Source organism: Cryptosporangium aurantiacum (assembly GCF_900143005.1).
Lineage (GTDB): Bacteria > Actinomycetota > Actinomycetes > Mycobacteriales > Cryptosporangiaceae > Cryptosporangium > Cryptosporangium aurantiacum.
In genome coordinates, this window is record NZ_FRCS01000010.1 from 320,534 (window position 1) to 345,293 (window position 24,760).

The 24,760-nt window shown below is 68.4% G+C and carries 23 protein-coding genes and 1 pseudogene; 13 read left to right on the top strand and 11 right to left on the bottom strand.

From position 1 onward, the window contains the following. Nucleotides 1-325 precede the first annotated feature (325 nt). Nucleotides 326-781 carry a hypothetical protein gene (locus tag BUB75_RS30080; RefSeq protein WP_073261534.1) on the top strand — a complete coding sequence of 152 codons (456 nt, stop codon included), beginning with the start codon at nucleotides 326-328 and terminating at the stop codon, nucleotides 779-781. A gap of 275 nt (nucleotides 782-1,056) precedes the next feature. Then, a pseudogene (locus BUB75_RS48585) lies at nucleotides 1,057-1,616 on the top strand (HAD domain-containing protein). 604 nt (nucleotides 1,617-2,220) lie between these two features. Here BUB75_RS48585 and BUB75_RS30090 read toward each other — a convergent pair. Then, nucleotides 2,221-3,234, bottom strand: a complete 1,014-nt coding sequence (locus tag BUB75_RS30090) for a helix-turn-helix transcriptional regulator (RefSeq protein ID WP_084741893.1) — start codon at nucleotides 3,232-3,234, stop codon at nucleotides 2,221-2,223. Between the two features lie 62 nt (nucleotides 3,235-3,296). On the opposite strand from BUB75_RS30090, the gene BUB75_RS30095 reads away from it, so the two are divergent. Both BUB75_RS30095 and BUB75_RS30100 read left to right on the top strand, forming a co-directional pair. Then, a complete protein-coding gene (locus BUB75_RS30095) occupies nucleotides 3,297-4,769 on the top strand; it encodes an MFS transporter (protein WP_073261540.1) in 1,473 nt (490 codons plus the stop codon). Nucleotides 4,770-4,875: 106 nt separating this feature from the next. Further along, nucleotides 4,876-5,949, top strand: a complete 1,074-nt coding sequence (locus tag BUB75_RS30100) for a TolB family protein (RefSeq protein WP_073261542.1) — start codon at nucleotides 4,876-4,878, stop codon at nucleotides 5,947-5,949. Nucleotides 5,950-6,155: 206 nt separating this feature from the next. Here the strand turns inward: BUB75_RS30100 and BUB75_RS30105 are convergent, their stop codons facing one another. Next, nucleotides 6,156-7,136 carry a hypothetical protein gene (locus BUB75_RS30105; RefSeq protein ID WP_143175496.1) on the bottom strand — a complete coding sequence of 327 codons (981 nt, stop codon included), beginning with the start codon at nucleotides 7,134-7,136 and terminating at the stop codon, nucleotides 6,156-6,158. Nucleotides 7,137-7,509: 373 nt separating this feature from the next. Between BUB75_RS30105 and BUB75_RS30110 the strand changes: the two genes are divergently transcribed. From BUB75_RS30110 to BUB75_RS30120, 3 genes are all read left to right on the top strand, one after another. Continuing rightward, nucleotides 7,510-8,103, top strand: a complete 594-nt coding sequence (locus tag BUB75_RS30110) for a hypothetical protein (RefSeq protein ID WP_143175497.1) — start codon at nucleotides 7,510-7,512, stop codon at nucleotides 8,101-8,103. Nucleotides 8,104-8,826: 723 nt separating this feature from the next. Then, entirely contained in the window at nucleotides 8,827-9,558 is a 732-nt protein-coding gene (locus BUB75_RS30115; RefSeq protein WP_073261548.1) for an acetate and sugar kinases/Hsc70/actin family protein, read from the top strand. A 257-nt stretch (nucleotides 9,559-9,815) separates the two neighbouring features. Further along, nucleotides 9,816-10,337: a GNAT family N-acetyltransferase gene (locus BUB75_RS30120; RefSeq protein ID WP_178380013.1), complete on the top strand. Its 522-nt coding sequence runs from the start codon at nucleotides 9,816-9,818 to the stop codon at nucleotides 10,335-10,337. Between the two features lie 484 nt (nucleotides 10,338-10,821). Here BUB75_RS30120 and BUB75_RS30125 read toward each other — a convergent pair whose 3' ends face one another. From BUB75_RS30125 to BUB75_RS30135, 3 genes are all read right to left on the bottom strand, one after another. Continuing rightward, nucleotides 10,822-11,220, bottom strand: coding sequence for a peptidoglycan-binding domain-containing protein (locus BUB75_RS30125; protein ID WP_073261550.1), 399 nt, complete (start codon nucleotides 11,218-11,220; stop codon nucleotides 10,822-10,824). Between the two features lie 209 nt (nucleotides 11,221-11,429). After that, on the bottom strand, nucleotides 11,430-12,596 hold the full coding sequence (locus BUB75_RS30130; RefSeq protein WP_073261552.1) for a PrsW family intramembrane metalloprotease: 1,167 nt from the start codon (nucleotides 12,594-12,596) through the stop codon (nucleotides 11,430-11,432). Further along, nucleotides 12,593-13,240, bottom strand: coding sequence for a hypothetical protein (locus tag BUB75_RS30135; RefSeq protein ID WP_073261553.1), 648 nt, complete (start codon nucleotides 13,238-13,240; stop codon nucleotides 12,593-12,595). Before BUB75_RS30135 ends, BUB75_RS30130 begins: the two co-directional genes overlap by 4 nt. A 400-nt stretch (nucleotides 13,241-13,640) precedes the next feature. Between BUB75_RS30135 and BUB75_RS44490 the strand changes: the two genes are divergently transcribed. Then, nucleotides 13,641-15,539 (top strand): polysaccharide deacetylase family protein, encoded by a 1,899-nt coding sequence (locus tag BUB75_RS44490; protein ID WP_084741885.1) that lies wholly within the window; start codon nucleotides 13,641-13,643, stop codon nucleotides 15,537-15,539. 109 nt (nucleotides 15,540-15,648) lie between these two features. On the opposite strand, the gene BUB75_RS30160 is transcribed toward BUB75_RS44490, so the two are convergent. The 3 genes from BUB75_RS30160 to BUB75_RS30170 form a co-directional block, all read right to left on the bottom strand. Further along, nucleotides 15,649-16,344 (bottom strand): CPBP family intramembrane glutamic endopeptidase, encoded by a 696-nt coding sequence (locus BUB75_RS30160; RefSeq protein ID WP_245806328.1) that lies wholly within the window; start codon nucleotides 16,342-16,344, stop codon nucleotides 15,649-15,651. Nucleotides 16,345-16,536: 192 nt separating this feature from the next. Next, complete coding sequence (locus BUB75_RS30165) at nucleotides 16,537-17,016, bottom strand: MarR family winged helix-turn-helix transcriptional regulator (RefSeq protein ID WP_218617842.1); 480 nt, start codon at nucleotides 17,014-17,016, stop codon at nucleotides 16,537-16,539. Continuing rightward, on the bottom strand, nucleotides 17,013-18,080 hold the full coding sequence (locus BUB75_RS30170) for an alkene reductase (RefSeq protein ID WP_073261557.1): 1,068 nt from the start codon (nucleotides 18,078-18,080) through the stop codon (nucleotides 17,013-17,015). Before BUB75_RS30170 ends, BUB75_RS30165 begins: the two co-directional genes overlap by 4 nt. Before the next feature lie 163 nt (nucleotides 18,081-18,243). Here BUB75_RS30170 and BUB75_RS30175 point away from each other — a divergent pair, with 163 nt between their 5' ends. The 3 genes from BUB75_RS30175 to BUB75_RS30185 all read left to right on the top strand — a co-directional run bounded on the left by BUB75_RS30175 (nucleotide 18,244) and on the right by BUB75_RS30185 (nucleotide 22,230). After that, nucleotides 18,244-20,319, top strand: coding sequence for an ATP-binding protein (locus BUB75_RS30175; RefSeq protein ID WP_073261559.1), 2,076 nt, complete (start codon nucleotides 18,244-18,246; stop codon nucleotides 20,317-20,319). Nucleotides 20,320-20,410: 91 nt separating this feature from the next. After that, complete coding sequence (locus tag BUB75_RS30180; RefSeq protein WP_073261561.1) at nucleotides 20,411-21,823, top strand: FAD-dependent oxidoreductase; 1,413 nt, start codon at nucleotides 20,411-20,413, stop codon at nucleotides 21,821-21,823. Between the two features lie 89 nt (nucleotides 21,824-21,912). After that, the gene (locus BUB75_RS30185; RefSeq protein ID WP_218617843.1) at nucleotides 21,913-22,230 is read left to right on the top strand and encodes a VOC family protein; all 318 of its coding nucleotides are present in this window, start codon (nucleotides 21,913-21,915) and stop codon (nucleotides 22,228-22,230) included. A gap of 58 nt (nucleotides 22,231-22,288) precedes the next feature. Here the strand turns inward: BUB75_RS30185 and BUB75_RS30190 are convergent, their stop codons facing one another. Both BUB75_RS30190 and BUB75_RS30195 read right to left on the bottom strand, forming a co-directional pair. After that, entirely contained in the window at nucleotides 22,289-22,918 is a 630-nt protein-coding gene (locus BUB75_RS30190) for a DUF2812 domain-containing protein (RefSeq protein ID WP_084741886.1), read from the bottom strand. Continuing rightward, nucleotides 22,915-23,235 carry a PadR family transcriptional regulator gene (locus tag BUB75_RS30195; RefSeq protein WP_073261565.1) on the bottom strand — a complete coding sequence of 107 codons (321 nt, stop codon included), beginning with the start codon at nucleotides 23,233-23,235 and terminating at the stop codon, nucleotides 22,915-22,917. The genes BUB75_RS30190 and BUB75_RS30195 overlap by 4 nt, the downstream gene beginning before the upstream one ends. Before the next feature lie 286 nt (nucleotides 23,236-23,521). Between BUB75_RS30195 and BUB75_RS30200 the strand changes: the two genes are divergently transcribed. After that, nucleotides 23,522-23,755, top strand: a complete 234-nt coding sequence (locus BUB75_RS30200) for a hypothetical protein (protein ID WP_073261567.1) — start codon at nucleotides 23,522-23,524, stop codon at nucleotides 23,753-23,755. A gap of 16 nt (nucleotides 23,756-23,771) precedes the next feature. Here BUB75_RS30200 and BUB75_RS30205 read toward each other — a convergent pair whose 3' ends face one another. After that, nucleotides 23,772-24,062 (bottom strand): hypothetical protein, encoded by a 291-nt coding sequence (locus tag BUB75_RS30205; RefSeq protein ID WP_218617844.1) that lies wholly within the window; start codon nucleotides 24,060-24,062, stop codon nucleotides 23,772-23,774. Nucleotides 24,063-24,158: 96 nt separating this feature from the next. Between BUB75_RS30205 and BUB75_RS30210 the strand changes: the two genes are divergently transcribed. Continuing rightward, the gene (locus tag BUB75_RS30210) at nucleotides 24,159-24,665 is read left to right on the top strand and encodes an NUDIX hydrolase (protein ID WP_073261620.1); all 507 of its coding nucleotides are present in this window, start codon (nucleotides 24,159-24,161) and stop codon (nucleotides 24,663-24,665) included. Nucleotides 24,666-24,760: the final 95 nt, after the last annotated feature.

A 24,760-nucleotide genomic window follows, 5' to 3' on the forward strand; every position in this document is an offset into this window, starting at 1 on the left:
CGGCCGCACAACCGCCGGAACGTTCTCCTCCGAACACTCGCTTCTGCCGCGGATATCGCGTCATGGACCCCGTCGGTGTGTCACCGCTGTCGGCTACTCGGCCACCCCGCTGATCTGCGGAATCGTGCGGGTAGGAAAACTGACCGCCAGAAGGATCCGTCGGATTGCAGGTTGCAGCCCACCGGCTCCACCCACAGAGGCGACTCCGGTGATCTGGTGGCGTCGGTCCGTGGGTGGGGTAGCAACGGTCACCGGCCGATGCGCCGCTGCTTACAACAGCGTCGACCGGGGTACCTCGCCGACGACACTCTGGAGAGGACGGGCGATGGCGCTGACGCGGCGCGAGTTAGTGACGCTGCCTATCTGGGTGGCGTCCTACCTTCTGTTCGGTGCTGGGCTTGGGATTGTCGCCGACAGCGTTCAGCACGACATCCACAACACCGGGGACGCCGTGTATGCCGCCGTCCGGTTTCCGCTATTGGGGCTCGCGCTGATGGTCGTCCCGTGGCTCCGGAAGAGGTCAGGACTTTCGGAGAAGCCATCAAGCCCGCGCATTGAACGACTGGCGGCGTATGCGCTGGGCGCTCTCGTCGTCGCGAGCGCCGCCTGGCTCGTGATCGACTTCGACGCGCCGGGGTGGCGTCGGGTCGGCCTGGCGTGCATCACGTTGAGTGGGCTTGGCGGCGCGCTGATCGTTCTCCGAGCCACGCTGTTGCGAAAACACCAGGGCTTGGACCCTGCTGGACGGGGCCGTGGGGACGGCGAAGAACTCAGAGGTTGATCGTGTGGCCGGCGAGGCTGTGGACGCCTTCGTTGACCGCCTCCGACAGCGTCGGGGTGCGCGAGTTCGTTGCGCCCCGCCGGTGGGGGCCTTGAAACCGGGGTGGTTGGCCTCCGTAGCTGTGCCCGCCGAGCAACGCACGCACCTGCCGCGAGCAGGCTGCCGAGGTTGAACTGGCAGATCGGGCAACCTACGGGCGCTCAGACGATCCAGCACGGCAGTGCTTGGCCAACGCTCGCTCTTGCCGCCGTCGGGGTGCTCGGCACCGCCGCAGTGTGCCGCCCGAATATGTTCTAGTGGATGGACCGTTGATCCCGTTACCTGCCCGACCTGCCGGGCACGTGCGCGCCTTGAACGCCGCCATTAACCCAGCGGAGGTTTCGGGTAATCCGCTGGTGGACCGCCTCGACCCAGCGGACGGGCGCCGACTGCTGGGTTGGGGATGCCAGTTGATCTGGGCTACGACGTGGATGGCTGACGCGAACGAAATCGTCGCGTCCAGGCTCGGACTGCCGGAGCTACCTATCGTCGACTTCCCGGACGAGGAAGGCCCCGCGAGAGGACTTCATTGGAAGGCGAAGTCCTCACCCCGGAAGCAGGCGGCCGCCCGTTCATCTGGCTCGACGACGAGATCGCCGACCGGCGATGGGTCCGCACCCACCATCATGAGCCGGCCTTACTGCACCGCGTCGACGGCCTCCTCGGCCTCACCGACGCCGACTTCGCCGCATACCGCATGTTCCTACGGAGCCGGCGGCCCGCGATGGCGCCGCTGCCGGTTGGCTGGTTGCTGGGTGGTTGCTCCGATGTCATGGAGCGGCATGGTCCGGGGTGATGCGAGGTGGCGTGAGGGCCGGCAAACGGCCGCTCCGACCCGCGAGGAGCGCTGCGTAGCCGGTGTCACCAGGTGATTCGTGGTAGCGCGAGGTGTGTCACGGTGGTACAAATACTTTAGGGAATTCAATAACTGTCCAAAACGGACTTTAATCCGCGGGTTCTGGGTTCGATCCCCAGGCGGCCCACCCGCTGAACTGCGAGAACAGTCGGTCCTGAGTGGTCCGTTGCGGCCACGCAGGAACACCTTACTGACATCTTCTAGGAGTGCGGGGACGACAAGTCGCCGGATGGATAGAGGGCTGCCGCGGCTGCGAGCCCCAAAACACCGTCGCTTCGGCGCGCACGAGCAACGGCACGTTCCTCGTCTGCAGATACGCCGACGGCGGCTGGCTGAGCAGCGCAGCGCCCCGGGTCGAGGCGTTCGCCGTGGGTCCTTCCGGTGAGGTCACCACGGTTCCCTCCGGCGGCCCGTCCGTGCGCTGGCGCTGACGCACCGCCTGCGTCGAGCGTCGAGGCCGGGCGGGCGCTCCGGCCGGCGATCAGCCGACGAATGGACACGGACAATCCCTGACGGGTAGGAAAGCGCCCGGTCCTCCCACTCGTCAGCCGGAGGGGTTGGTCGGCTGGGAGGCTATGGCTCGCAGTCGCTGACCGATCCGCCCCAACGCGGCCACGAGTTCCGGTGGCTCGACATCGCTCAGGCCCGTGTCGAACGTGATGAAGAGGCCGGCGACCCCGGTCCAGGACCAACCGCAGATGGTGAGCCGACTGTGGTGGGGGTCGAGCGGTTGAACGACGGAGCCGCCGGGTGCCCAGCGGGCGACGACGCCGGCGGGTAGCTCGAGGGTGGCTGACCCGACGCACTGCCAGGGGCCGGGAGTGTCCCCGCGGTCGGGGTTCTGCACGACGAGTCGGGTGAGGTCGTCGTCGGTGAGGGGGTGAGGCGTGAAGGCCACCCCGGCGGGGGAGCGGTGGTGGATCCGGTCGACGCGGTAGGTGTGCCAGGTCCGGTGCCGGTGGTCGCGGGCGATGAGGTACCAACGGCCGGCCCAGACGACCAGGTGGTGGGGCTCGACCTCTCGGGGTGGGCGGAAGCCGGGCTGACCGGGCGCGGGGGTCGCGCCGGTCGGGTCGCGGTAGTCGAAGCGTAGGACGCGGCTGGTACGGATCGCGGCGCCGACGGTCTGCAGGGTGGCGATGTCGATGGGTGGGGCCGAGAACTCCCAGTAGTTGCGCAGGCTGGTCACCTCGAAGGCTTCGCTCGCGGCTCGCAGCCGGGTGGGCATGACCTGACGCAGCGTGGTCAGCGCGCGGGTGACGGCGTCGTCGATTCCGGTGACGGTCGCCGGCGCGGTCTGCAGAGCCAGGGCGATGGCGATGGCCTGGTCATCGTCGAGGACGAGCGGGGGGAGCTTTCCTCCACGCCCGAGCCGGTACCCGCCGCCGGGACCCTTGACGGCGTCGACGGGGTAGCCGAGCTCCCGCAGCGTGTCGACGTCGCGCCGCAAGGTGCGAGCCGACACGTCGAGCCGCTCGGCGAGCTCGGCCCCGGGCCACTCCACCCGCGCCTCGAGTAGGGACAGCAGACGCAAGATCCGTGCGGAGGTGTCGGCCACGAGATCCACCGTCGCAGAAATGGCGGCCATTCCGTGGCCGCTATCGATGTCACGGTGCGGTCATGACGCAGAATCCCTCACCTCCAGCTCCGTCTGATCAGTCCGCGCCGGTCGCGGGCCGACGCGCGTCGCTGGCGCTGCTCGTTGTGCTGTTCGCCTCGTTCATGGACCTTCTCGACGTCACGATCGTCACCGTCGCCGCCCCCGACATCGCCACCGATCTGCACGCCACGCAAGCGCAGTTGCAGTGGACGCTCGCCGCCTACACCCTGGCCCTGGGATCGGGCCTGATCACCGGCGGACGGATCGGGGACGACTACGGCCGCCGCAAGGTGTTCCTCGTCTCCCTGGCGTGCTTCGCGGTCGCGTCCGCGGCGTGCGCTCTCGCCCCGTCGGCCGAGGCGTTGATCGCGGTCCGGGTGGTGCAGGGCCTGGCGGGCGGGTTCATGGTCCCGCAGGTGTTCGGGATCATTCGGTCCTCGTTCGAGCCGGCCGCGATGGCCAAGGCGTTCGGCGCGTTCGGCGCCGTGCAAGGCCTGGCCGCGGTCGCCGGGCCACTGCTCGGCGGCGCGCTCGTCGACGCCGACCTGTGGGGCCTGGGCTGGCGCACGATCTTCTGGATCAACGTCCCCGTCGCCGCCGTCGCTCTGCTGCTGGGAGCACGGGTGCTGCCGGAGTCCACCGCACCGGTGCGGGCACGCCTGGACTTCACCGGTGCGGTCCTCGCCGCAGCCGCGGTCGTGCTGGTCCTGCTGCCGCTGGTGCAGGGCCGGGACTGGGGTTGGCCGTGGTGGGGGTGGGCCCTCCTCGCGGCCGGGGTGGTCCTGCTCGCCGTCTTCGTGGCCTATGAGCGGCGCGTCACGTCGCGCGGCGGGGAACCGGTCCTGGAGCCCGCGCTGCTGGCCGTGCGCCCGTTCACCGCCGGCCTCGCGGCGTCGGTGCTGTTCTTCGGGGCACTGGCCGCGTTCTTCCTGGTCCTGTCGATCTACCTGCAAGCCGGTACCGGACGTTCGGCCTGGGACACCGGCCTGGTGCTCCTGCCGTATGCGCTCGGGTCGATGATCACCTCCGGGGCCGGAGTCGCCCTCGCGGGCAAGGCCGGGCGCGCCCTGCTCGTCACCGGGTCCCTCACACTGGCCGCATCGCAGGGCCTGCTGTGGCTCCTCGTCCGCGACGGCGGCACACCAGGCTACTGGTCCCTGGCCGGGGTCATGTTCCTCGGCGGACTCGGGCTGGGGCTGGGCGCCCCGATCCTGGTCAACGTCGTCCTCGCCGGCGTCCCCGGTCGGCACGCCGGCGCCGCAGGCGGGGTGCTGTCCACCGTCAACCAGATCGGCGGAGCCGTCGGCGTCGCCGTCTTGGGAACCGTCTTCTTCAACGCCCTCGTCCCCACCGACAGCTCGACGGCGGGGGACACCGCCGTGGTGTTCGGGCACGCCCTCGCGCAGGTTCTGCCCTGGCAGGTCGCCGCCTACCTCCTGGCCGCAGCCGTGATGCTCGCACTTCCCAAGACCGCCGCCGTTCATCAGCACTGACCCGCGTCTCGCCCGCCTCGATCCACCTGCCTACGGCGATGTCGGTGATCATCGGATTTCTGCCCCGAGTACCGTGCGAACGGCATCCATCCGAAGGAGCCCTACCGTGCACACCCGACGGATCGGCGCGGTCATCGCTCTCCTCGCAGCGGGAGTCCTTCTGCTCGCCCCCGGGCCGGACCGGGCCGGGCGCATCCCTGCGCAGCTACCTCGCGAACTCGCCGGGCCGGCGCTCACCACCGTGTCGGTGACCACCGACACCACCGGCCCGGCCGCACTAATCGCCGGCTACCCTGATCTCCCCGTCGTCGGCGACATGAGCGGCGGACAGAACGTCGTCGTCGGCGCGGACAACTCCTACCGCACCGTGCCGAGCGACAGCCGGCTCGATCCGCGTGGCCGGTATCTGCTGCTGGCCGGTGAGGACGGGGCGCTCACCAGGCTGAACCTCGCGGACCGGAGTACCCGCCGGTACGACATCGGAACCGACGGCTACACCGTGGCGATGGCGATCGCCCCCGACGGGAACACGGCCCTCGTCGGCCCGACTCCCGACCGTCACACGGCGCCGGTCCAGATCGACGCCCTGCACCTGCTCGACCTTCGCACCGGCGAGTCCCGGAACCTCGGCGTTCGGGCGTCGGCAGCGGCGTTCTCACCCGACGGCACACGCATCGTCGTAACGACCGGCGACCGCAGCGACAACGTCGTGATCGACCCGGCCACCGACACCCGGACCCCGGGCCGTCCCCGCGGCCTGATCGCCGGGGACGACGCCTGGTCACCCGACGGACGACTGCTCGCCTACCAGACCTTCGGAGAGCCCACCGTCGAGCTCGCGCCGGTCGACGGCGCCTCCGAGCCCACTACGCTGACCGACGTCGGCACGTTCCTCGGCTGGCGCGACGCCACCACCATCCTGGTCTACGACTACGGCGGTCGTCTCCGCACGATCGGCACCGACGGCACCGCCGCGCAGGTCATGCGGATGCCAGAGCGCACCGGCATCACCGACGCTGCCGGGGCACTGATCCCCGACCTCGTCTTCGACGAGACCACCGATCCGGACCGCGGCCCCTGGTGGCTGCGGTTCCGCTGGCCCCTGCTGGCCGTGACGCTCCTGACGCTCCTCATGACCGCCCCCTCGATCGTGAGCCGACGACGCCGGACCGCCGTCTGACTCACTCCACCAGAGTGCCCGGCGCGCGGAGAGCGGCACCGACTTCCGCGGCCGGTCCGACTCGTGATGCCGATGCCCCACCGTCGGCACCAAGTGATGCGATCCCGACCGTCCTAATCGTTGGCGCAACCCGACTGGAGGGCTCAGTCCCTACTGGATCACCGAGTCATTCTGTCGGTAGGTAGCGCGTCGGCCCCGGCGGTGGCTCAGGGATTTTTGGACTGGCCGGGCTGATCTGCTTGGCGGACGGCCGTGCTTCGGGGTTGGCTGAGTAGGCGGCGGCGGCGTCGATCGGGGGTCATTACCCTGTTCAGTTCTCGGTCCCAGATCCGGCCCATCGGCGCCAGGTGCAGCGGGGACAGGGGCTGCCAGTTCGGCAGGCCCGCCACCAATGCCTCGAATGCCTCGGTGTCCCGGTCGGCGCGCACGAGCGCACGTGCCCGGTCGACGGCCGCGGCGAACCCGGGCGACGAGGACCAATCGGCAACGAGCCCGCCTTCGCTGAGGCATCGGTCGGCGAGTTGTCGCACTCGCTGGGCGACTGGTGGGGACGCTCCTTGCAGGAGCAGGTCCAACGCCCAGGTCTGCGGGTCGTGCCGGTCCAGACAGGCAGTGACGAACAGCGGAAGCAGGTCCTCGATCGCGGTCGGCTCCCCGGCGAGGTACCCCCAGTCCAGGGCGTCCACGTCTAGGTACGCCCGATATGCGCCGCGCAGGGTACGTAACTGGACGTTGAGCACGTCCGCGCGCAGGTCGCCGAAGGAGCGAGCGGCAGGGATGACCCATTCCCGGCCGGTGTCTCCGGTCAGACTCGATCGGTAGGCCTGCTCCACCTGTTCAGCGACCTCAGCGCGTGTTGGGCTCTCCGGCGCGGTGAAGCACACGAAGGATGCGTAGTGGCCTTCCATACCGGTGCGGAACGACGATGCCGCTCCGCCCGCTCCCGCTCCGGAGCTGGTGAACTCGCACGACACCCACTCCCCGCTGCTGTCGATTCGGCGCGGGTCCAGCAGGAAATGATCCGTGCCGGTACTCAGCAGCAGAGACCGCTTCCACAGCGGCGGCCCGTCGTCGGTGTCCGGATCCCAGTCCTCACCGGCCGTCTCGTTCCAGATCTGGACGAACGATGGCTCAAGGTCGACGACCCACCCCAGCTCCTCGGCCGGGCGTAGGGCGCCGAAGTCCATAGACAGCACCGGCCATCCATTGGTGACCGAAGCGAATTCACGCAGGGACCGCGGCAACACCCGCCCCAACCGCCGTTCGGCACCGTCCAGCACGGACCCGGCGGCCGGGGGATGGCCGATCCAACCAGTGGCCGTCATCTCCCGGGTCAGCGGTATCCGAAGCTCCTCCGCGTGCGCCAGCGCCTCTCGACACCAACGCTCCAGCAAATGCCGCCGAGCTTGGTAGGACGCCTCTTTCTGACGCCCGCACCGTGGGTCAGGCTCGCGCCGCTGCGAGCTCCGCCGCAGGGCGATGGCGATAATCGGGCGGTGGACCGTTCGAGCAGCTTTGTTCATGGGTAGCGGTTCGGCGGGGGCGGCGACGGGAGTGACGATGGATCGGCGGTATCGGCTGTTGCTTTGGCTGGCCGGGGCGACGGCGCTCGCAGTCGTCGGCGGTGGTGTGGCCGGCCTGCTCGCATCCGGGGAGTCGCCGACCGGCCCCGACTGGCTCGTCCTTGTCCTAGTGCTGGTGGGAATACTCGTGGCTGTCGGGGTTTTCGCGTTGGCCGCGTTCCGGATTGCCCGCTGGCTGACCCGGCGGCGCGGGGTCGAATACCTCTCGCCGCTCTGGGGCGCCGACCCGTCCACCCGGAAAGCGGTCGCTCGTGCGCTTCGCCGCAACGAGCCTCCTCAGGACCCGCGGCTGCGCGAGCTGACCCTAGGGGAGGCTCGACGGACAATCGCGCTGGGATGGATGATTCTGCTCGCGCCAGCACTCGTCGCCGCCGGGCAGCTTCCGCTGCTGCTCAGCGCCGATTCGGCATGGAGCCGCGTGCTCGCGCTCATCGTCCTGGCCGCGGCGGCGGTGCTCGGCACGGTGGCTTACCGGCAATTGCGGGCAGCCAAGCGCTACGCGGCTGACTCGATGGCCCACGCTCATCGCGAGGTTCCCGCGGCTGGCCCCGGCCCGACCAATCAGCTGTAGTTGGTCGCAAGGCAGATCGACTTCGTCCGATGACGGCGCCGCATCGGGCGGTCTCGACAACCCACGCGACACACTAACCAGCCGCCGAGTGCCGCGTTTACGAGAACGAAGGCTGCGAGACAGCGATCGAGCGCGCGTGTCGCCTGCCAGCGCCGGTGAACGGTTTAGGCGGCGTGCGAGGCCCAGCGGGTGAGGAGTCTGCGGACAGACGTCGCCGAGCGATCCGACGCGCTCGGCCTGCCGTCGTGGCCGGCCCCGGACCGGGACGAGCCGCTCCAGGAGGAGTACGAGCGGGTCACGATCCGGAGCGGTACACGATCGTGTTCACCCGATCCCGGTTATGGGCCGAGCCGTCCTCGACATGCTGCCGGACTGCGGTGCGACGCCTGTGACTACGGGTCGGAAGGGCTGCTCGAGAACGTCGACGACGTCCTGGTCATTCACGACCGGTGGCGCCGCGCGGAGCGCAATGCGGGCTGTGCACGCCATCGGCGTTCGGCTCGGGACTTGCGGGTGATGTCACCGCCTGTTTCGGTGCGGTTTGCGCAGGCCGTCTACTATGCGCCGGAACTGTAGGTAGAGGGGTGCGGCCCCATGCGATTGATGATCGATTGCCCGGGTTGGCGCCGGGGCTGAGGCGATGACGGAGTTGAGCCAATGGGCTGGTTCAGGCGGTTATCGGGCCGTAAACGGTCTTCTGACGACCAGGGCATCGTCGTTGGAATGGCTGCGGGCGCCGTTATCGAGCGACTTGGCGCGCCCACTCGGTCGACGACACTCCCGGAGGTGCTCGCTGAGGCCGACGCCGACGCGAATTCCGTCAGCTTCGTCGACCCAGACGTCCTCCGGGACGCTGCCCAGGAGGAGTACTGGCTCTATGTGGACGTCCCGCCGGGACACGACACTCAGATCGTCATCAGGAATGGCGTGGTCGCGAGCGTTCAGGCCGTGACCAGCCGGAAAGACCAGGATCCAGCACCTCGGGGCGCTGACCGAGCAGTCCCGGCCCAGACTGAGGTCCCGTCCGCAGAGCACAGCGCATTGACGGCGATTCTCGACGAGATCGTGACCGCTGTGGGGGCGCTGCCGCCCGTCTCCAGCGACGATATTTCGGATCACTACAACCAGGTTGAGCTTGCGTGGGGTGTAGAGGGCATCCTTACCGGAAACACGGCCAAGTTGCGCCGGATTCTGGCAGGCGTCCTGTCCCGTAATCTCCGCGAGGGATTCGAGGTCGTCGTGAAGACGCCTGACGAGCCCTTCCCGTGCGTGCGAATCGACGCAATCGGGCTGCCCACAGCCGCAACCGCGGGCAGGCCTAGTTGGCAGCCCTACATCGTCGTCAAACCGACCCCTGAGGTCGAGAGCCCGCCAGACTTCTATGCCCTTTACGGCCATCGTTCCCTGTATATCGGTATCGATTGGCGTGGCGAACCGATCGGATCCAGCGAATGATCTTGACCCTTTGTTGATCCCGCCGTCCAGTATGACTCATGGCTCCTGTCGTTGATGACCTCAGAAGATGGTGTGGCCGGGACCGCAGGACGTTCGTGACCGCTGATGGGGATCTGGCGCTTGGTTGAAGGCCTTCGTAACGTGGCTGCCGGCGCGTCGTCCATGGCTGGCCTGCTATCGCGGGAGGATGTTCCCGCCGGATGAAGCTCCGGTAGCGGCTGGCGCGGGCTCGTGCTAAGTGTCTCTATCGTGGCGGAGTGACCTCCGGGCTGCGCCTCCGCCACCGCCGACCGGACGACGTCGAGGCCGTCGCCGCATTCCTGGCCCGCTACCACGCCGAGGTGGTGGCGCGGAAGAGCGAGCTAATGCGGCCGCTGGAGCATCCGGCGGTGATCGCGGTGGACGCCGGGCGGCTGATCGGCGTGGTGACGTACGTTGTCGACGGCGCGGTATGTGAACTGCTGACCGTGCACACCGACGATCGTCTGCGTGGGGTCGGGACCGCGTTGATCGAGGGTGTGGTGCAGCGTGCGGCCGCGCTGGGCTGCACCCGCCTGGAGTTGGTGACGACGAACGACAACGTCGAAGCCCTGCGGTTTTATCAGCGGCGGGAATTCCGGCTGGTGGGGATCCGCCCGGGCGCTGTCGACGAGGCGCGGCGCGCGCTCAAGCCGAGCATTCCCGCGACCGGCAACTTCGGAATTCCGATCCGCGACGAAATCGACCTGGCCCGCACGGTGCGACCGACGAACGCAGGGCACCCGGGACCGGCGCAGTGAGGGGATGCCAACGTGTCCAGACGGCGTCCGGGAAGCTGCGCCGAAGGGGGAGCCGGTGGGTACTGGTCGGGCCGCGCTCCTCATCGCCATGTTGGTCGGATCCTGGCCAAACTAGACCTGCGCGACCGGGTCAGCGCCATCGTCGTCGCGTACCGGACCGGACCGGACTGGCGAAAGCGGGCTAGATCTATCAGCGGATACGCGCCGTGGGAGCACCGAAGGCGATCGCGGGCCGTGTGAGCGGACGTCTCAGCCAGGGGACTGGGTGATCTCGCGCGCTTCCCGCAGCAGTGACCAGTCCGGATCTGTAGCGAGGGTGGATCGAGAGCAGCAAGGCGGCGCCGAGGCCCGCCTCGGCCATCCGGATAGCCGAGGCGGCGGTGACGATGACCGGCATCGAGTGGCGCACGCTGCCCCGACGAGCCAACTGAGGACACCGTCAGCGAGGAAGCTACTTCGCGGATGGCAGCGGATGCCCCCGGGGTCAGGGTGAGGTGGTGATGGCAACCATCTCGCGCAGCCACGGCCAGGTCGCCGGGCCGACCTTGCCGTCCTCGACGAGGCCGGCGTCGAACGCTAGGTTCATATGCCTCTGGAACGCCTTCGCCGCGGACCGCGAGTTGGTGCCGAAGACGCCGTCGATCGTGCCGGGCGGGTATCCGTACGCCTTGAGCAGGCACTGCGCCTCGATGCCGGCGTTGGATACGCCGGTCGACGACGGCTGCACGGTGTTACCCGAGTAGTAGCCGGCGTAGGCGTAGATGCCCCGCTCCGAGTAGCGGCACGTGTAGGCCGCGGCCGCCGGGCTCGAGGGAAGCACGGCGAGGCCGCCTCCCAGTGCGAGGACGGCCGCCGCCACGGCGACGCGCTTGCGCATGGTCATTCCGACTCCTTGAACTGTGGCTCGCCCGAGAACTGTGGGTCAGTCGCGCGGCGGCCTGAGCCTGCTGGGTCGGTCTTGCGTAAATCTTGCGTCCGATCTGGAGAGAGGCGCATGGCGTCAAGCGCGTGCAGCCGCGGCGGCGATCCCGCGTCTGAGAACGACACGGTTCTCCGGGGCGGCCCGAAGATCTGGCCGCCCCGGAGATTTGGTCAGGTGGTGCTGCGCAGGCGTACGAGCTCGGCGCGGGCGTGCTCGACGCGAGGAGTGTCGGTGCCGCGGGCGTCGGCGATCGCGTGGGCGAGGTCGCCGGTGGCCTCGATCAGGTGCCGGGCCTTCGCGCGGCTGTGCAGCTGTTCGCGGTAGTGCTTCCGGTCCTTGCGCCGACCGCTGACCGCGGTGAGCAACTCGGGGTCCACGACGCCTGCCTCGACCTCGGGGCCGAGCAGGTCCCGGGTCCAGGCCTGTTCGGTCCTGGCCGCGAGCCGCCGGACGTAGAACAGCCCGGCTACCGCCAGCGGCATCAGGATGACGTAGGGGATCACGAACTCCAGGGCCGTGTTGCCGCCGCTGATCCCGGCGACGTCGTCCCACGCGAAGTGCATGCCCATCGCGAACAAGCACGCGAGCAGGCCCCGCACGACGTTGCGCTCACCCGGGGTGCGCCCCAGGATCCACATCACGCCGGCGCAGAAGATCGCGCTGAACAACGCGTGCGAGGTGAGGCCGGTGAAGCTGCGGACCGCGAAGACGAACAGCGTCGATCCCACCTGGCCGGCGCCGAACGAGGCGAGCGCGTTGTTGTAGGCGTAGAGCACGTCCTCGAAGACCTGGAAGCCCAGGCCGATGAACGCGCCGATGATGAACCCGTCGTAGGCGCTGCGGACCAGCCGCGGGGCGAGTCCGATCAGCACGATCAGACCGAGGGCTTTGCCCCATTCCTCGTTGAGCGGCGCGGCGAGCCCGGCGCCCCAGTCGTTGCCCGCCACGGGGCCAAGGACCTTCGACCAGATGGTCAGCAGCGACCCGTTGGCCCAGATCGCGATCCAGAACGTGGCCGCGATGCCGCCCCAGAGGAATCCGGTGGCCAGCAGTCCGGCCGGCTGGGCGGTGTAGCGGTTCTGCCGGCGCAGGAACAACAGCCACGGCACGAGATACAGGGCGAACAGCACGACGCCGCTGGTGAAAGCGACGGTGTAGGGGCCAATGGCGGTGGCGAAGTACTTGACCATCGACACCGCGCCCGCGCCCATCGCGAACAGGTATACCCAGAACACCGGGTTGTGCGGCTGGAAGAACTTGTACGGGGTCCCCCAGCCGGACTGCTCGATCGCGGCGAGCTGGGCATCCTTGGAAATCGGCGTGCTCACGCTGGTCATTTCGTGGTCTCCGGGGTGATGCTGCGCAGGAACGCGTCGATCTGGTGCTGGTACCGCTCGAACTCGCCCGGAGCCGCGGTCACCTCGACGATCAACGCCGGAGCGGCTTCGACCGTCGCGGCGTCGCCGGTGGCCATCTTGAACGCGGCCAGCAGGTCCTCCCCGCCGGGTCCGCTCTCGCTCTGCACGACACCGACCAGCCCTGCGTCGGTCGTGAACGAGGCCCGCGCACCGGCAATGTCCGCGTCGTCGTCCCGCACGCTCAGGACCTGATCGAGGAACGCGTTCGCGGTCCCGGTGAATTTCGCTCCCTCCAGCTGAATGACCGCGCCACCGTTGGCCAGCACCGTGCGCACGCTGGTCGCGCTCACCCCCGACTTGCTCTCGCCGACCCGCGCACCGTCCTCCAACTGCCAGCCGACCGGCGGAACGGCCGTTGCCCCTCGACCGAGGTCGAGCACGTCGCCGGCCTTCGTCGCGTTGTCCCACGGAATCAACGCGTTGAGACCCTGGAACCCATAAATGAGCACCAGACCGACGACCAGCACGAACAACGCCGGCTTGAACTGCCGTCGATCCAGTCCTAAGAACCGGTGCTCGACCGGCACCCACCCTTGGGGTGACTCCTGCACACTCGCACTCACGCGAGGCCCCTCCTACGCCACAGGGCGACCCGGCCTGCGGCCCGCCCGAATTGAAGACAAGTCGCAGCGGCACGCGCCCCGCTGGTTCGGCGCAGCTCAGACGCTAACCCCGATCGATTCAGCTCGCATGTTCAAGCGACCCCCGTCACACGGGGTGACCAGCACCCTCGCCCGCTCGTTTCAACGGAGGTGCGGGGCCGTCCGCGACAGGTTGACGGTCTTGGGCGATTTGTGGTTATCGGCTGTGTGATGCACGCCGCTAGATATGCGAACTGAATCGATCACAGTTAACGTCTGGCCGTGCTCAACCGGCGAGGCCATCGCTGCCCCTCGTCTGCTGCCGTGACAGGCAGAGAACCACCACGCCGGTGTGACCCCGGCGTCCGCTGAAGGACGAATCATGAGCCGTCGCGCGCGTCCGAGCCGCGAATTACGCATCCCCGTGGCCCGGGCCAGACGCCCGCTGCACCGGATGGTCGGTGCCCTCCTCGCCGTGCTGCTCGCCGCGGCATGCACCCCCGGCGAACAGGACGACCCGCGTTTCCGCCTGGCCGCGCCGCCGGACTGCGCGACGAACGCCTACTGCGGACAGGGCCTGGCCGACGTCTACGGCGTCGACGTCAGCGGGGCGCTGGTGCCGAAGGATCGGCTCGCCGATTCGGTCGCCGCGCTCCGCGACGGCGAGGTCGATGCCGCCGTGGTGTTCTCGAGCAGCCCCTACGCCCACGATCAGAAGCTGGTCGTGCTCGAGGACGACCGGGGCATGAACGCGGTCCAGAACATCGTGCCGGTCTTCCGTACCAGCCTGCTGGAGGTGTTCGGCGCCTCGCTGCGCACGGAGTTGAACACGCTGAGCGGGCTGATTACCCCCGCGGCCCTGCGGTCGCTGGACCAGGCGATGACCGACGGAGACAACCCGGAAGACGCCGCGCAGGCGTGGCTCGCCCGTACCGCGCCGGCTCCGCGTGACGTCACCGCCGTCGACGGACCCGCACTGAAGATCGGGACGGTCGACTTCCTCGAGAGCCGCGTTCTCGGCCGCGTGCTGGCCGGTTACCTGTCCGATCGCGGGTACCGCGTCGAGGTCCACGACCTGGACGGCCAGCGTGACGTCCTGGTGGACGCCCTCGCCAACGGCGACGTGGACCTGGCCCCGGAGTACGTGGGCGCACTGCTGGAGTACCTCAACGGAGGTGCCAAGGAAGCGTCCACGGCCCTGGAACCCACCGTCCGTCGGCTCACCGAGTACCTGCGCCTGATCGGCGTCAGCCCCGCCGCCGCGGCGCCCGCCACCAGTCAGAACGTTTTCGTCACCACCGAAGAGATCGCCGAGCGCCGCGGGTTACGCGCCCTGAGCGACCTCGCCGACAAAGGCCTTCCCCGTACTGGCGGGGCACCGCGCGGCGCGCCGGGCGGCGAGCCCGAGCTGGCCGTTCAGGTTCGCGCCGTCGACGCCCAGCTGCGGCTCGGTAGCACCGGCCCCGAGGTACGTGACCTCCAGGTGGCACTCCGCGGACTCGGCTACCCGCTGCAGGCGGGCGGTACTTACGACGACGACACCCGCGAGGCGGTGCGGGAGTTTCAGTCCACCCACGGCTTGCGTCCCGACGGGGTGGTGGGGCCGAGCACGCAGCAGGCGCTCCGCGATCCGGATGGAACCGAGACGGACCCGCAGCCGGTGCAGCCCGGCGACGACGGCACCGACGACCCGCCGGGCTCTACGAGCTCCGGCCGCAAAGTCTTTTACCTCACCTTCGACGATGGACCGTCTGCGACGTACACGAAGCAGATCCTCGACCTGCTCGACCAATACCAGGCGAAAGCGACGTTCTTCGAGATCGGTGAGAACGTGGCGGCGCACCCCGAACTGACGCGGGAGATCGCGAACCGGGGGCACGCCGTCGGCAACCACACCTGGGACCACCCGGACATGCGCACGCTCAGCGCCAGCAGCCTCAACGCCGAGATCACGCGTACCTCGGACGCTCTGCGCGACGCCCTCGGCCATGACGTCCGCTGCCTGCGGCCGCCCTACGGCGCGGTGAACGCGACGGTCCGCGCCGCCATCGCCGAGCACGGCATGCGAACCCAGCTGTGGGACATCGATCCGCAGGACTGGAGCCGCCCCGGTGTGGACGCGATCGTCCGGAACGTGCTCGAGAACGCTCACCCGGGCGCGGTGTCGCTGATGCACGACGGTGGCGGTAATCGCACACAGACGGTGCAGGCGCTCGGCACCGTCCTTCGCACCCTCACCGACCGTGGTTACACCTTCGAAAGTCTGCCCTCCTGCCGCTGAGATGGGCCGGTGGTCTGCCGGCTCAGTACGGCGTCGCGCCGCGCGTCCGAAGGCCTGCGGACCGTCCCGGCGCAACCGCGGCCGGCCGCACCGCGGCCCTAGGCTTGTCTCATGCTGCGGCGATCGGCTTCGGCTCGATGTGTCGCCTGCGGGCCAGAAGGAAAACGGCGAGCACGAGATAGACGAGAATGCCGGCCGTCATGCCCAGGTAGGGGGTGTCGTCCAGCGCGGTGGCCGTGAGCAGCGAGAAGTCAAAGAGTCCGTGCAGTACCGAGTTGACCGCGTTGCTGCCGGTGCGTCGCCGGACGAGATAGAAGAAGTACCCGGCGAAGGCGACCACAACGGCCTGCGGCACCGCCTGCAGTCCCTGTCCGACGGCGTTGGACAGGTGTACCGCACCGAAGATGAGGCTGGACCAGAGCGCTACCCGGCCTTCGGTCAGGCCTCGCTTCCGGAGAACGGTGATGCCGATGCCTCGGAACATGCCTTCCTCGCCCCAGCCGACCAGTTGGGTGGCCAGGAGCAGGAGCAGCGTGAAGCCCAGTCCCTTCTCGGCGAGTGCGCCGTAGTCGATCGCCAGCAGGATGCCGACGAGAAGGACGATGGGCACCACGATCATTCCGCGTTGCACCGGCCGGTCGTCGCGCATGACCGGCTTCCACCAGCCCAGATAGGCGACAAGGCCGTAGACGAAGATCGCCGCTAGCCCGAGCGGCAGGATGAAGTTGTAGACGACGCCAGAGATGGTTTGCGTGCCTTCGTCGCCGGTGATATCTCCGAGGCGTCGGAACGCGATGCCACCCACCTGGATGATGGCCAGGTAGACGACGACGGCAGCCGCGAAGCCCCAGAGTGTTAGCCGTCTGGGACCCGCCGGATCAGAACTGTGACTCACGAGCGAAGCCTAAGGGTGCAGGTCAGACGCCTTCCAATGTCGTCACCCAGCGGTAACGAGGTGTGGAACACGGCGGGGCGGTCGAGTGCCGCCGTGCCCCAATCAACGGAGGGACTGTTCGATAACGCGTGCGAGGGCGACGAACGTGTCGATCTGCTCAGGTGTGAGCGCCCGGGTGGAGCGCTCTTCGAGGCGGGTCCACATCTGCTGCAAGGGTTCGCGCAGCGCCCGGCCCTTGTCGGTGAGGTGGACCAGCAGCACCCGGCGATCGTGGGCGGCGGGCTCGCGGCGGAGCAAGCCGGCGTCCTGCATGCGCCGCAGTGATTTCGACACGGTGGAGTGATCGAGGCCGACGCTGGCGAGCAGCTCCGATTGGGTCTGTCCGTCGCGGTCCAGGAGCTGCATGAGCAGCAGCTCCTGGCCGGGATGCAGGTTCAGCTCACGCAACATCGCTCCGGCGAGGCCGCGATGGGTGCGGGCGAGAGCGAAGACGGCGAAGCTCAGCGGCCCGGTGCTGACGGTCAGGCCGCCGCCGGGCGAGCTGCCGACGGCGGCCTCCTGCGTGGCGTCAGGTGGGTTCAAGAAGCCTCCTGCATACGTGGGTAGTCCGTGTAGCCGCGGTGGTCGCCGCCGTAGAAGGTAGCGCGGTCAGGGGTATTGAGCGTGGCTCCGGCGCGGAGCCGTTCGGGCAGGTCGGGGTTGGCCAGGGCCATCGCGCCGACCGAGACAAGATCTGCCAGGCCGGCCTCGATGTCGGCTACGCGTGTCTGGAGGTCGGCCCCGCCGCGGTTGACGATCAGGGTTCCCGGCCACGCGGCGCGCAGCGTGCGAGCCAGGTCCTCGTCGCCCGGATGCACCAGGTGCAGGTAGGCCAGGTCCAAGGGAGCAAGAGCGGACAGCAGGGGTCCATAGACGTCGCGAGGGTTGCTCTCGATGATGTCGTTGAACGGGTTGCCAGGGGCAATCCGGATGCCGGTGCGTGCGGCGCCGATTTCGGCCGCGACGGCCTGGGCCACCTCGACCGCGAAGCGGATCCGCCTCTGCGCCGAGCCGCCGTACTCGTCGGTGCGCTGGTTCGCGTTGTCGGACAGGAACTGGTGGATGAGGTAGCCGTTGGCCGCGTGGATCTCCACGCCGTCGGCTCCGGCGTCGATCGCGGCGGCGGCTGCGCGACGGAAATCGTCCTGGGTCGCCTCGATCTCCGGCACGGTCAGTGACCGAGGGACCGGCATCGATCGTGGACCGGTCGCGGTGAACATCGTGCCCGCCGGCGCTACCGCCGACGGCGCCACGGGCTGGCGCCCGTGCGGGGTGTTGTCCGGGTGCGAGATCCGGCCGACGTGCATGAGTTGGACGAACAGCCGCCCGCCGGCTGCGTGCACCGCGTCGGTGACCCGGCGCCAGCCGGCCACCTGTTCGTCGGTGTGCATCCCAGGCGTGAGCAGGTAGCCCTGTCCGTCAGCCGACGGCTGGGTGCCTTCAGAGATGAGCAGGCCGAGCGAGGCGCGCTGCGCGTAGTAGGCAGCGGTCAGCGCCGTCGGGACGCCGTCGGGCGTGGCTCGCGAACGGGTCATCGGCGCCATCACCAGGCGGTGCTCCAGCTTCACATCACCGGCAACTGCCGGCGTCCACAGTGGGGTGGTCATCGTCGTCTCCTTCGGTTGTCGTGATGACCAAACGGTGCCACGGAGTTATGTGGCTAGCCAACTATCTGTGCGCGAGAACACAATAGGTGGCTAGCCACCTATTCTCGAAGGCCCGGCATTCGCCGCCGACGGGGCAGCGGCTGCGCTGACCTAGAGTCGGCTGGTGACTACCTCTTCGTCCGGTCGCGGCTCGTCACGGCTTGCCGAGCGGCTCAACGCTGCCCGTGACCGGAGCTTCGTCGGCCGCGAGGGCGAGATCGCGACGTTTCGGTCGGCGCTGGCCGGGGCGCCGGACGCCCCGATCGTGCTGTACGTCCACGGCCCGGGCGGGGTGGGCAAGACCGCGCTGCTGCATCGGTTCGCTGCTCTGGCGCAGGGCGCCGGCCGGATCGTCGTCCAAGTCGACGGCCGGATGCTCGATCCGACCCCGGCCGCCTTCCAGCTCCACGGCGGTGCGGCCCGCAGCGACGATCGGGTCGTTCTCCTGGTCGACAATTTCGAACGCTGCCAGGGCTTGGAGGCGTGGGTACGCGAGCAGTTCCTGCCCAGCGTGCTGGACGGCGTCGTGGTGGTTCTGGCCGGGAGGCAACCTCCGCACGCCGACTGGCGATCGGACGGAGCGTGGGACGAGGCACTCGTGGTCTGCCCGTTGGCCGACCTGTCACCGGACGACGCGGCGGCGCTGGTGCGAGCCCGCGACGTTCCACCGGAATCTCGGAACGCGGTGCTGCGATTCGCCGGCGGCTATCCGCTCGCGCTGAGCCTCGCGGCGTCCGTCGCGGCCCGCGACATCCGGGACACCGCTGCTTGGACCCTGCCCCGGGACGTGCTCTCCGCCCTGCTTCAGCAACTCGTCGGTGACGTGCCGTCGCCGGCGCACCGGACGGCGCTGGAGGTCTGCGCACACACGCTCTCCACCACCGAGGACCTGCTCGCCGCGGTCGTCCCCGACGTCGACGCGGTCGAGCTGTTCGGCTGGCTGCGCGGCCTGCCGTTCGTGGAGGCCGACCGCCATGGCCTCCGACCCCACGACGTGGTCCGCGAGGTGCTGGAAGCGGACCTGCGCTGGCGCAACCCGCGCAGCTACGAGGAGATGCATCGCCGGGTTACCGCCCACCTGGTGGCGCGCGCTCGGGAAACCACCCCGGTGCCGTCGATGGCGGAGATCCGCTCGCTGTACTACCTGCAGCGACATGATCAGATCGTCACCGAGTACTTCGTACTCGACGGGGACGGCACGGTCTACCCGGACGCGTATCAGCCGGCCGATCGGAACACCGTGCGGCGTCTGGCGCTGGTGAGCGAAGGCGCGGAGTCCGCGGCCATCGTCGATTTCTGGCTGCAGCGGCAGCCGCAAGCGTTCACCGTTTACCGGCGGTCGACCGACGACGAGCTGGTCGCCTTCATGGCCTGGCTGCAGTTGACGAACGACGACGAGGACACCTGCGCCGTCGATCCGGTGGTCGCCGCAGCCTGGACGCACGCGGCGTCGACCGCGCCACTACGCGGCCGGGAGCAGCTCGCGCTCGCCCGGTTCCTGATCTACCCGCCGGCCTACTACGAGCCGTCCGCACCGCTGGACCTGATGCGGATGCGCATCCTCGCCGGCTGGATGGGCACGCCGCACCTCGCCTGGTCCTACGTGGTCAATCCGGCTCCGGCGTCGTTCTGGGAACCCCTGCACCGCTACCTCGAACAACTGCCGGTTCCGGCCGTTCCCACCGTAGGCGGGCGGCCCTACGCGCTGTTTGCCCATGACTGGCGCGCGATGCCGGTGGACGCATGGTTCGACCTGCTCAACACACGGCTGCTGCACGGATGGGACCCGAGAGCCCCCGCAACGCCAGAGGATCTCGTCGTACTGCCCCGGGCCGAATTCGACGCCGCTGTGCGCCGTGCGCTCAGGTCGTGGCACCGGCCGGATCAGCTCGCCGAGAGTCCGCTCATCCGCAGCCGCATCGTCACCGGGCGCCGTACGGCCGACCCGGTGCACACACTCCGTGAGGCACTCGCGGCGGCGGTCGCGCACCTCGCCGCGGACCCCCGCGCGACCAAACTGCACCGCGCGGCGACGGTCACCTTCCTCAAGGCGACGCCCAGCCAGGAGGCCGCCGCCGAGCGCCTGGGTGTCCCGTTCAGCACCTACCGCAGGCATCTCGCCGGTGCGGTCGACCGGATCGTCGACCACCTGTGGCAGCGGGAACTGCACGCTTCGGCCGAGCCGCCCACGCCGGAGTGAGCAGAAACTGAGCACCGGACCGGCCTGGGAACCGAGCACCAAGAACAGCGAATCTCCCCAGTGACAGACACTGACCGAGGGAGATGACCCAATGGCCGATGTACTCATCCTGGGCGCCGGAATGACCGGCCTGACCACCGCGATGCTGCTGGCCCGCGACGGGCACCACGTCACCGTTGTCGACCAGAACTCAGCGGGCCCCGCGCACGATGCGTGGTCGAGCTGGCAGCGGCCGGGGGTTCCGCAGTTCCGGCTTCCGCACATCGCGCTCCCGCGCTGGCGGGCACTGATCGAGCAGGATCTGCCCGACGTCCTCGGCGAGCTTCTGGAGCGGGGCGGCCGTCGGTACAACCTCCTCGCGGAGGGCGTGTGGCCCATCGAGGCCGGCTCGTCCCACCGAACCGGCGACGAGCGCTTCGACGTCGTGGGTGCTCGTCGGCCGATCTTGGAGGCCGCGGTGGCCGCCGCGGCCTCCCGGACCGCCGGAGTCACGATCCGGCGGGGCGTCGCCGTCACCGGTCTGCTGACCGGTCTCTACCTCACCCCCGGTGCGCCCCGGGTCACCGGAGTTCGCACCCGGGACGGTGAAAACCTCTACGCCGAGTTGGTCGTCGATGCCACCGGCCGACGCTCCTCGCTCCCTCGCCTGCTGGCCGGCATCAAGGCTGCCGCACCGCTCGAGGAACGGGAGGAGGACGGCTTCGTCTACTACAGCCGGCACTACCGGAGCACCGACGGATCGCGCCCGACCTACCTCGGCTGGTTGACCGAGCACTTCGAGAGCCTCTCGACGATCACGCTGGCCGCCGACAACGACACCTGGTCGGTGTCGTTCGCGATCTCCAGCCGGGATCGGGAACTGCGCGCGCTACGCGACGTCGATGTGTTCGAGCGGGCAGCGACGCTGTACGGCAACTCGGCATCCTGGTCGACGATCGGAGAACCGATCACCGGCGTGTTGTCGATGGCGAACCTGGAGGACCGATACCGACGGCTCGTCGTCGACGGCGAGCCAGTGGTGACCGGACTCGTCGCGGTCGGCGACGCCTGGGCGGCCACCAACCCGACGCTCGGACTCGGCCTCACTCTGGGCGCACTGCACGGGATCGCTCTGCGCGACCTGCTACGCGACGTCAATCCGCAGGAGCACGAGAAGCTGGCGCGTCGCTTCGACGAGGTCACCGAGGAGACACTGACGCCGTACTTCCGGACCCTCCGCTCGTGGAGCCGACACCGTCGCGCCGAGGTCGCCGCCGACATCGCCGGTCGGCCCTATGAGACGAACGATCACGAGTGGCTGATCGCGAAAGCGCTGGACGCCGCGAAGTTCCGCGATCCTCGACTGCTACGGGCCGCCGCCGACATCGGTGCCCTGACCGCTCCGGCCGCCGGCATCCTGGATGCTCCTGGCCTGGTCGACACGGTGATGGCCCTGGGCGGTGCCGCTCCGCAGTACACCGCGCCCGGCCCTCGCCGCGCCGATCTGCTGTCCGCGCTCGCCTGACGGGACCTGCGCTCAAGCGGACTCATGCATAGTGCCGCGTCGAGGAGGGAAGCTCTGATGCCATGGCAGCGACTCGGCTACTTGCGCAGATGACTGTCGTCGATCTTGAAGCCGCCGTCGGGTGGTACGCCAAGTTGTTCGGCAGCGACGCGGATGCCCGGCCGATGGACGGGTTGGCCGAGTGGCATCTGGCGCCGACTTTCGGGGTGCAGGTATGGGCGGACGCCAGTCGCGCCGGGCACTCGACGATGGTCGTTGACGACTCTGACCTCGATGAGGTCGCTGTCAGGCTGAGCCGGGAAGGAATTAGTCACCCCGGCATCCAGGAGGCGACAGCCTCGCGTGTCCTCGTCGTGGAGGATCCGGATGGCAACAGGATCGTGTTTACCGGGCCGCTTCGCTCCTGAGCACCCTGACGCGACCACGTCCTGAGCCGGTATCGCAGTACTGAGACAGCACGCTGTCCTACATCGACGAAGGCGTCTCGGAGATTCTCGCTTTTCGGAACAGAGTGTATTGGTAAACGATAACTGCGAGTAGATACAGACAGAATGCAGCGAATAGAAATGGGGCGCCGACGCGAGGAAGAACTAATATCGACTCGAAGAGGAACGCTCCGATGAAGTCCGCACCATGTTTGTCCCAGAGCCCCGGAGTGAAGTACCAGTCCCGTGGAGGGGAGAACCAGTATTCCGGATTCCACCCGGCGAGCACGGTGACCAGGAAGGACGGCAGCAGGACGCCGTAGGCGGCGATCGATCGTCGGTATCGTTGTGCCCTGGAGTTGGCGTCGGAGAAAATATCGGTGTTCGCGTCCGCCGAGAACGAGGCGAAGTACTGGGGTCCTCCGTGCCGTGAGCCGTGCAGGTGTCGCCAGCCGGAGTCCTCGAAGAGGTTCACGTAGTCGGCGAAGTCGAGTCGACTCATGGACGATCGGTAGTCGACGCGGACCACAGCGGCGCTCCCTGGTGCGAGCGCCGAGAAAGTATAAAGCACGCAGGCCTTACTTAAGAGCCGCCCTTCGGCGGCCATTTGATTCAGCCAGGATTCCTCCTTGTCGAAGTTGAGAAAGAGCCTCAGCCTCCAGATGGTCACTGCGCACCGTCCTGCCCGTGCTCGAACACGTGGATCATGTGCGACATGCGCTTCACGTCCTGCGCCAACACATGAGCGCCGATATCCGTGATCTGGTACACCTTGCGACGCGGGTCCTCACTGGGGACCCGGACGATCATGTGCTGCTTTACCAAGTTCTCCAGGGCGCCGTAGAGCGTCCCTGGCGCCAGCCGCACCTGTCCCGCGCTCATTGCCTCAACGCGGGACATGATGAGGTACCCATGGGCCGGGCGGATGAGCGCTAGCAGGATGTAGTACACCGTCTCAGTGAGCGGCAACTGCGGGTCCCGGTTCATGACACCCCAATAGACAGTACGACTATATCGTCCACCGATATACAGTGCAACTGAATACCACGCCTTGAGTGTTCTCCTCGCGAACCCTGGTCACTGGCGTGGTCGCGTGGGACGACGTCCGCTTCCTGGCTCTCGGCGGAGCCTGATGCCCTCACCTCGTGGTTCGTGCGTTTAAGGCGCGTCCGGCTCGGCTACGTGCTCGCAAGTGGAGAGTCCCGCAGCACGACTGACCGTCGCCCGAACTCCCAGCACGACACGGGATATCTGGCGGAGATATCGGATCGAGGTGGACGGGCGGCGGATCGGCAAGCTCAAGCGGGGCGAGAGCTTGACGGTCGAGGTCTCGCCGGGACCACACAAGGTGCAGGCACTAATCGACCTCGACGGCAGCCATCGACTCGAGGTCAACGTGCCACCGGGCGAGGAGGCCCGGCTCGTCGTGGAGCCGGGCGAGCACGCGATGCACACCTTCGGTATGGCCACTGCGCGGGATCCATACCTCGTGCTCCGGCGGGAGTAGGCGGTGATGTGCCCGTTCAGTTCTTCTTGACGGTGGGCGTCGCAACACAGCGTCGATTGAATTCTGATTGCCACTGGCGCACCTGATCGTCGTCGTGCAGCAGGGCTCCGTCCGGACCGGACTCGAGGTCGATACCGCAGAGCAGACCGATCGCCCACCAGACCACCTCGTCGTCGATCGCGGCTGGCGATCGAACCCACGATGCTGCCCACCGATCCGCTCCGTCGCGAGAACGCGAGCCATCGAGCACTCCGGTAAACCATGCGTCGACCTCGGCACGGGTAGGCGCAGTCTGTTCAGACATCACGCGACCACCGTCGCAGACGACAGCGTGAATGCACCCTGCGTGCCGCAGAGCAACGGGCGCTCTCGTGCGCCGGCAGGGCGTGGTGGAATGGATCTCATGGCTGAGCTTCCGCTCCGCGATCGGTTCGGCAACGTCTTGGTCGGCCATCGTTCGGTCGCAGACGAGCCGCTTGACCGTTTGGCCGCGCACGCAGCCGTCTCAACATCTTTGATCGTCGTCGTCTACGCCGACTCGGTCCTGATGATCTTTGACAGCTGGCGACGGCAGTGGGAGCTACCCGGCGGCACGCGGGAGCCGGGTGAGACACCCGAAGGGACTGCCGCCCGGGAGTTGGACGAGGAGACTGGCATTCGAGGCCTGCCGTTGTCACTGGCTGCGGTAGCCGAGTTCCACCTCACGAATCCAGAGCGTCGGGAACTGCTGGCGGTGTATTTGGGTCGGCTGGAGGTCATACCTCCGTTGCGAGTGAACGACGAAGCATTGGCATTTCGCTGGTGGCTGCCGTCGGACCCGGTCAGTGAGGACATGAGTCCGCTGGACGCCGAAATCGCCAGGCGCGTAGTCCACGCTCGCCCAGGGACCGTGCATCCGCGGACGCACTGATCTGGCACCCCTCTAGGTCAAGCCCGGGGTCGTAGGGTGGTCGGTGGCGGGTCCGGGGAGTGACTTTTCCGAAGCGTCGATGTCGGGGTTGGAGT

Bases quoted from the DNA above. Each gene is read 5' to 3' on its own strand.
- BUB75_RS30185 (WP_218617843.1), top strand. From the start codon at position 21,913: ATGACTGTCGTCGATCTTGAAGCCGCCGTCGGGTGGTACGCCAAGTTG.
- BUB75_RS30105 (WP_143175496.1), bottom strand. From the start codon at position 7,136: ATGGACTTCGGCGCCCTACGCCCGGCCGAGGAGCTGGGGTGGGTCGTC.
- BUB75_RS30170 (WP_073261557.1), bottom strand. From the start codon at position 18,080: ATGACCACCCCACTGTGGACGCCGGCAGTTGCCGGTGATGTGAAGCTG.
- BUB75_RS30130 (WP_073261552.1), bottom strand. From the start codon at position 12,596: ATGACCAGCGTGAGCACGCCGATTTCCAAGGATGCCCAGCTCGCCGCG.
- BUB75_RS30210 (WP_073261620.1), top strand. From the start codon at position 24,159: ATGGCTGAGCTTCCGCTCCGCGATCGGTTCGGCAACGTCTTGGTCGGC.
- BUB75_RS30110 (WP_143175497.1), top strand. From the start codon at position 7,510: ATGGATCGGCGGTATCGGCTGTTGCTTTGGCTGGCCGGGGCGACGGCG.
- BUB75_RS30095 (WP_073261540.1), top strand. From the start codon at position 3,297: ATGACGCAGAATCCCTCACCTCCAGCTCCGTCTGATCAGTCCGCGCCG.
- BUB75_RS30115 (WP_073261548.1), top strand. From the start codon at position 8,827: ATGGCTGCGGGCGCCGTTATCGAGCGACTTGGCGCGCCCACTCGGTCG.
- BUB75_RS30180 (WP_073261561.1), top strand. From the start codon at position 20,411: ATGGCCGATGTACTCATCCTGGGCGCCGGAATGACCGGCCTGACCACC.
- BUB75_RS30195 (WP_073261565.1), bottom strand. From the start codon at position 23,235: ATGAACCGGGACCCGCAGTTGCCGCTCACTGAGACGGTGTACTACATC.
- BUB75_RS30125 (WP_073261550.1), bottom strand. From the start codon at position 11,220: ATGACCATGCGCAAGCGCGTCGCCGTGGCGGCGGCCGTCCTCGCACTG.
- BUB75_RS44490 (WP_084741885.1), top strand. From the start codon at position 13,641: ATGAGCCGTCGCGCGCGTCCGAGCCGCGAATTACGCATCCCCGTGGCC.
- BUB75_RS30080 (WP_073261534.1), top strand. From the start codon at position 326: ATGGCGCTGACGCGGCGCGAGTTAGTGACGCTGCCTATCTGGGTGGCG.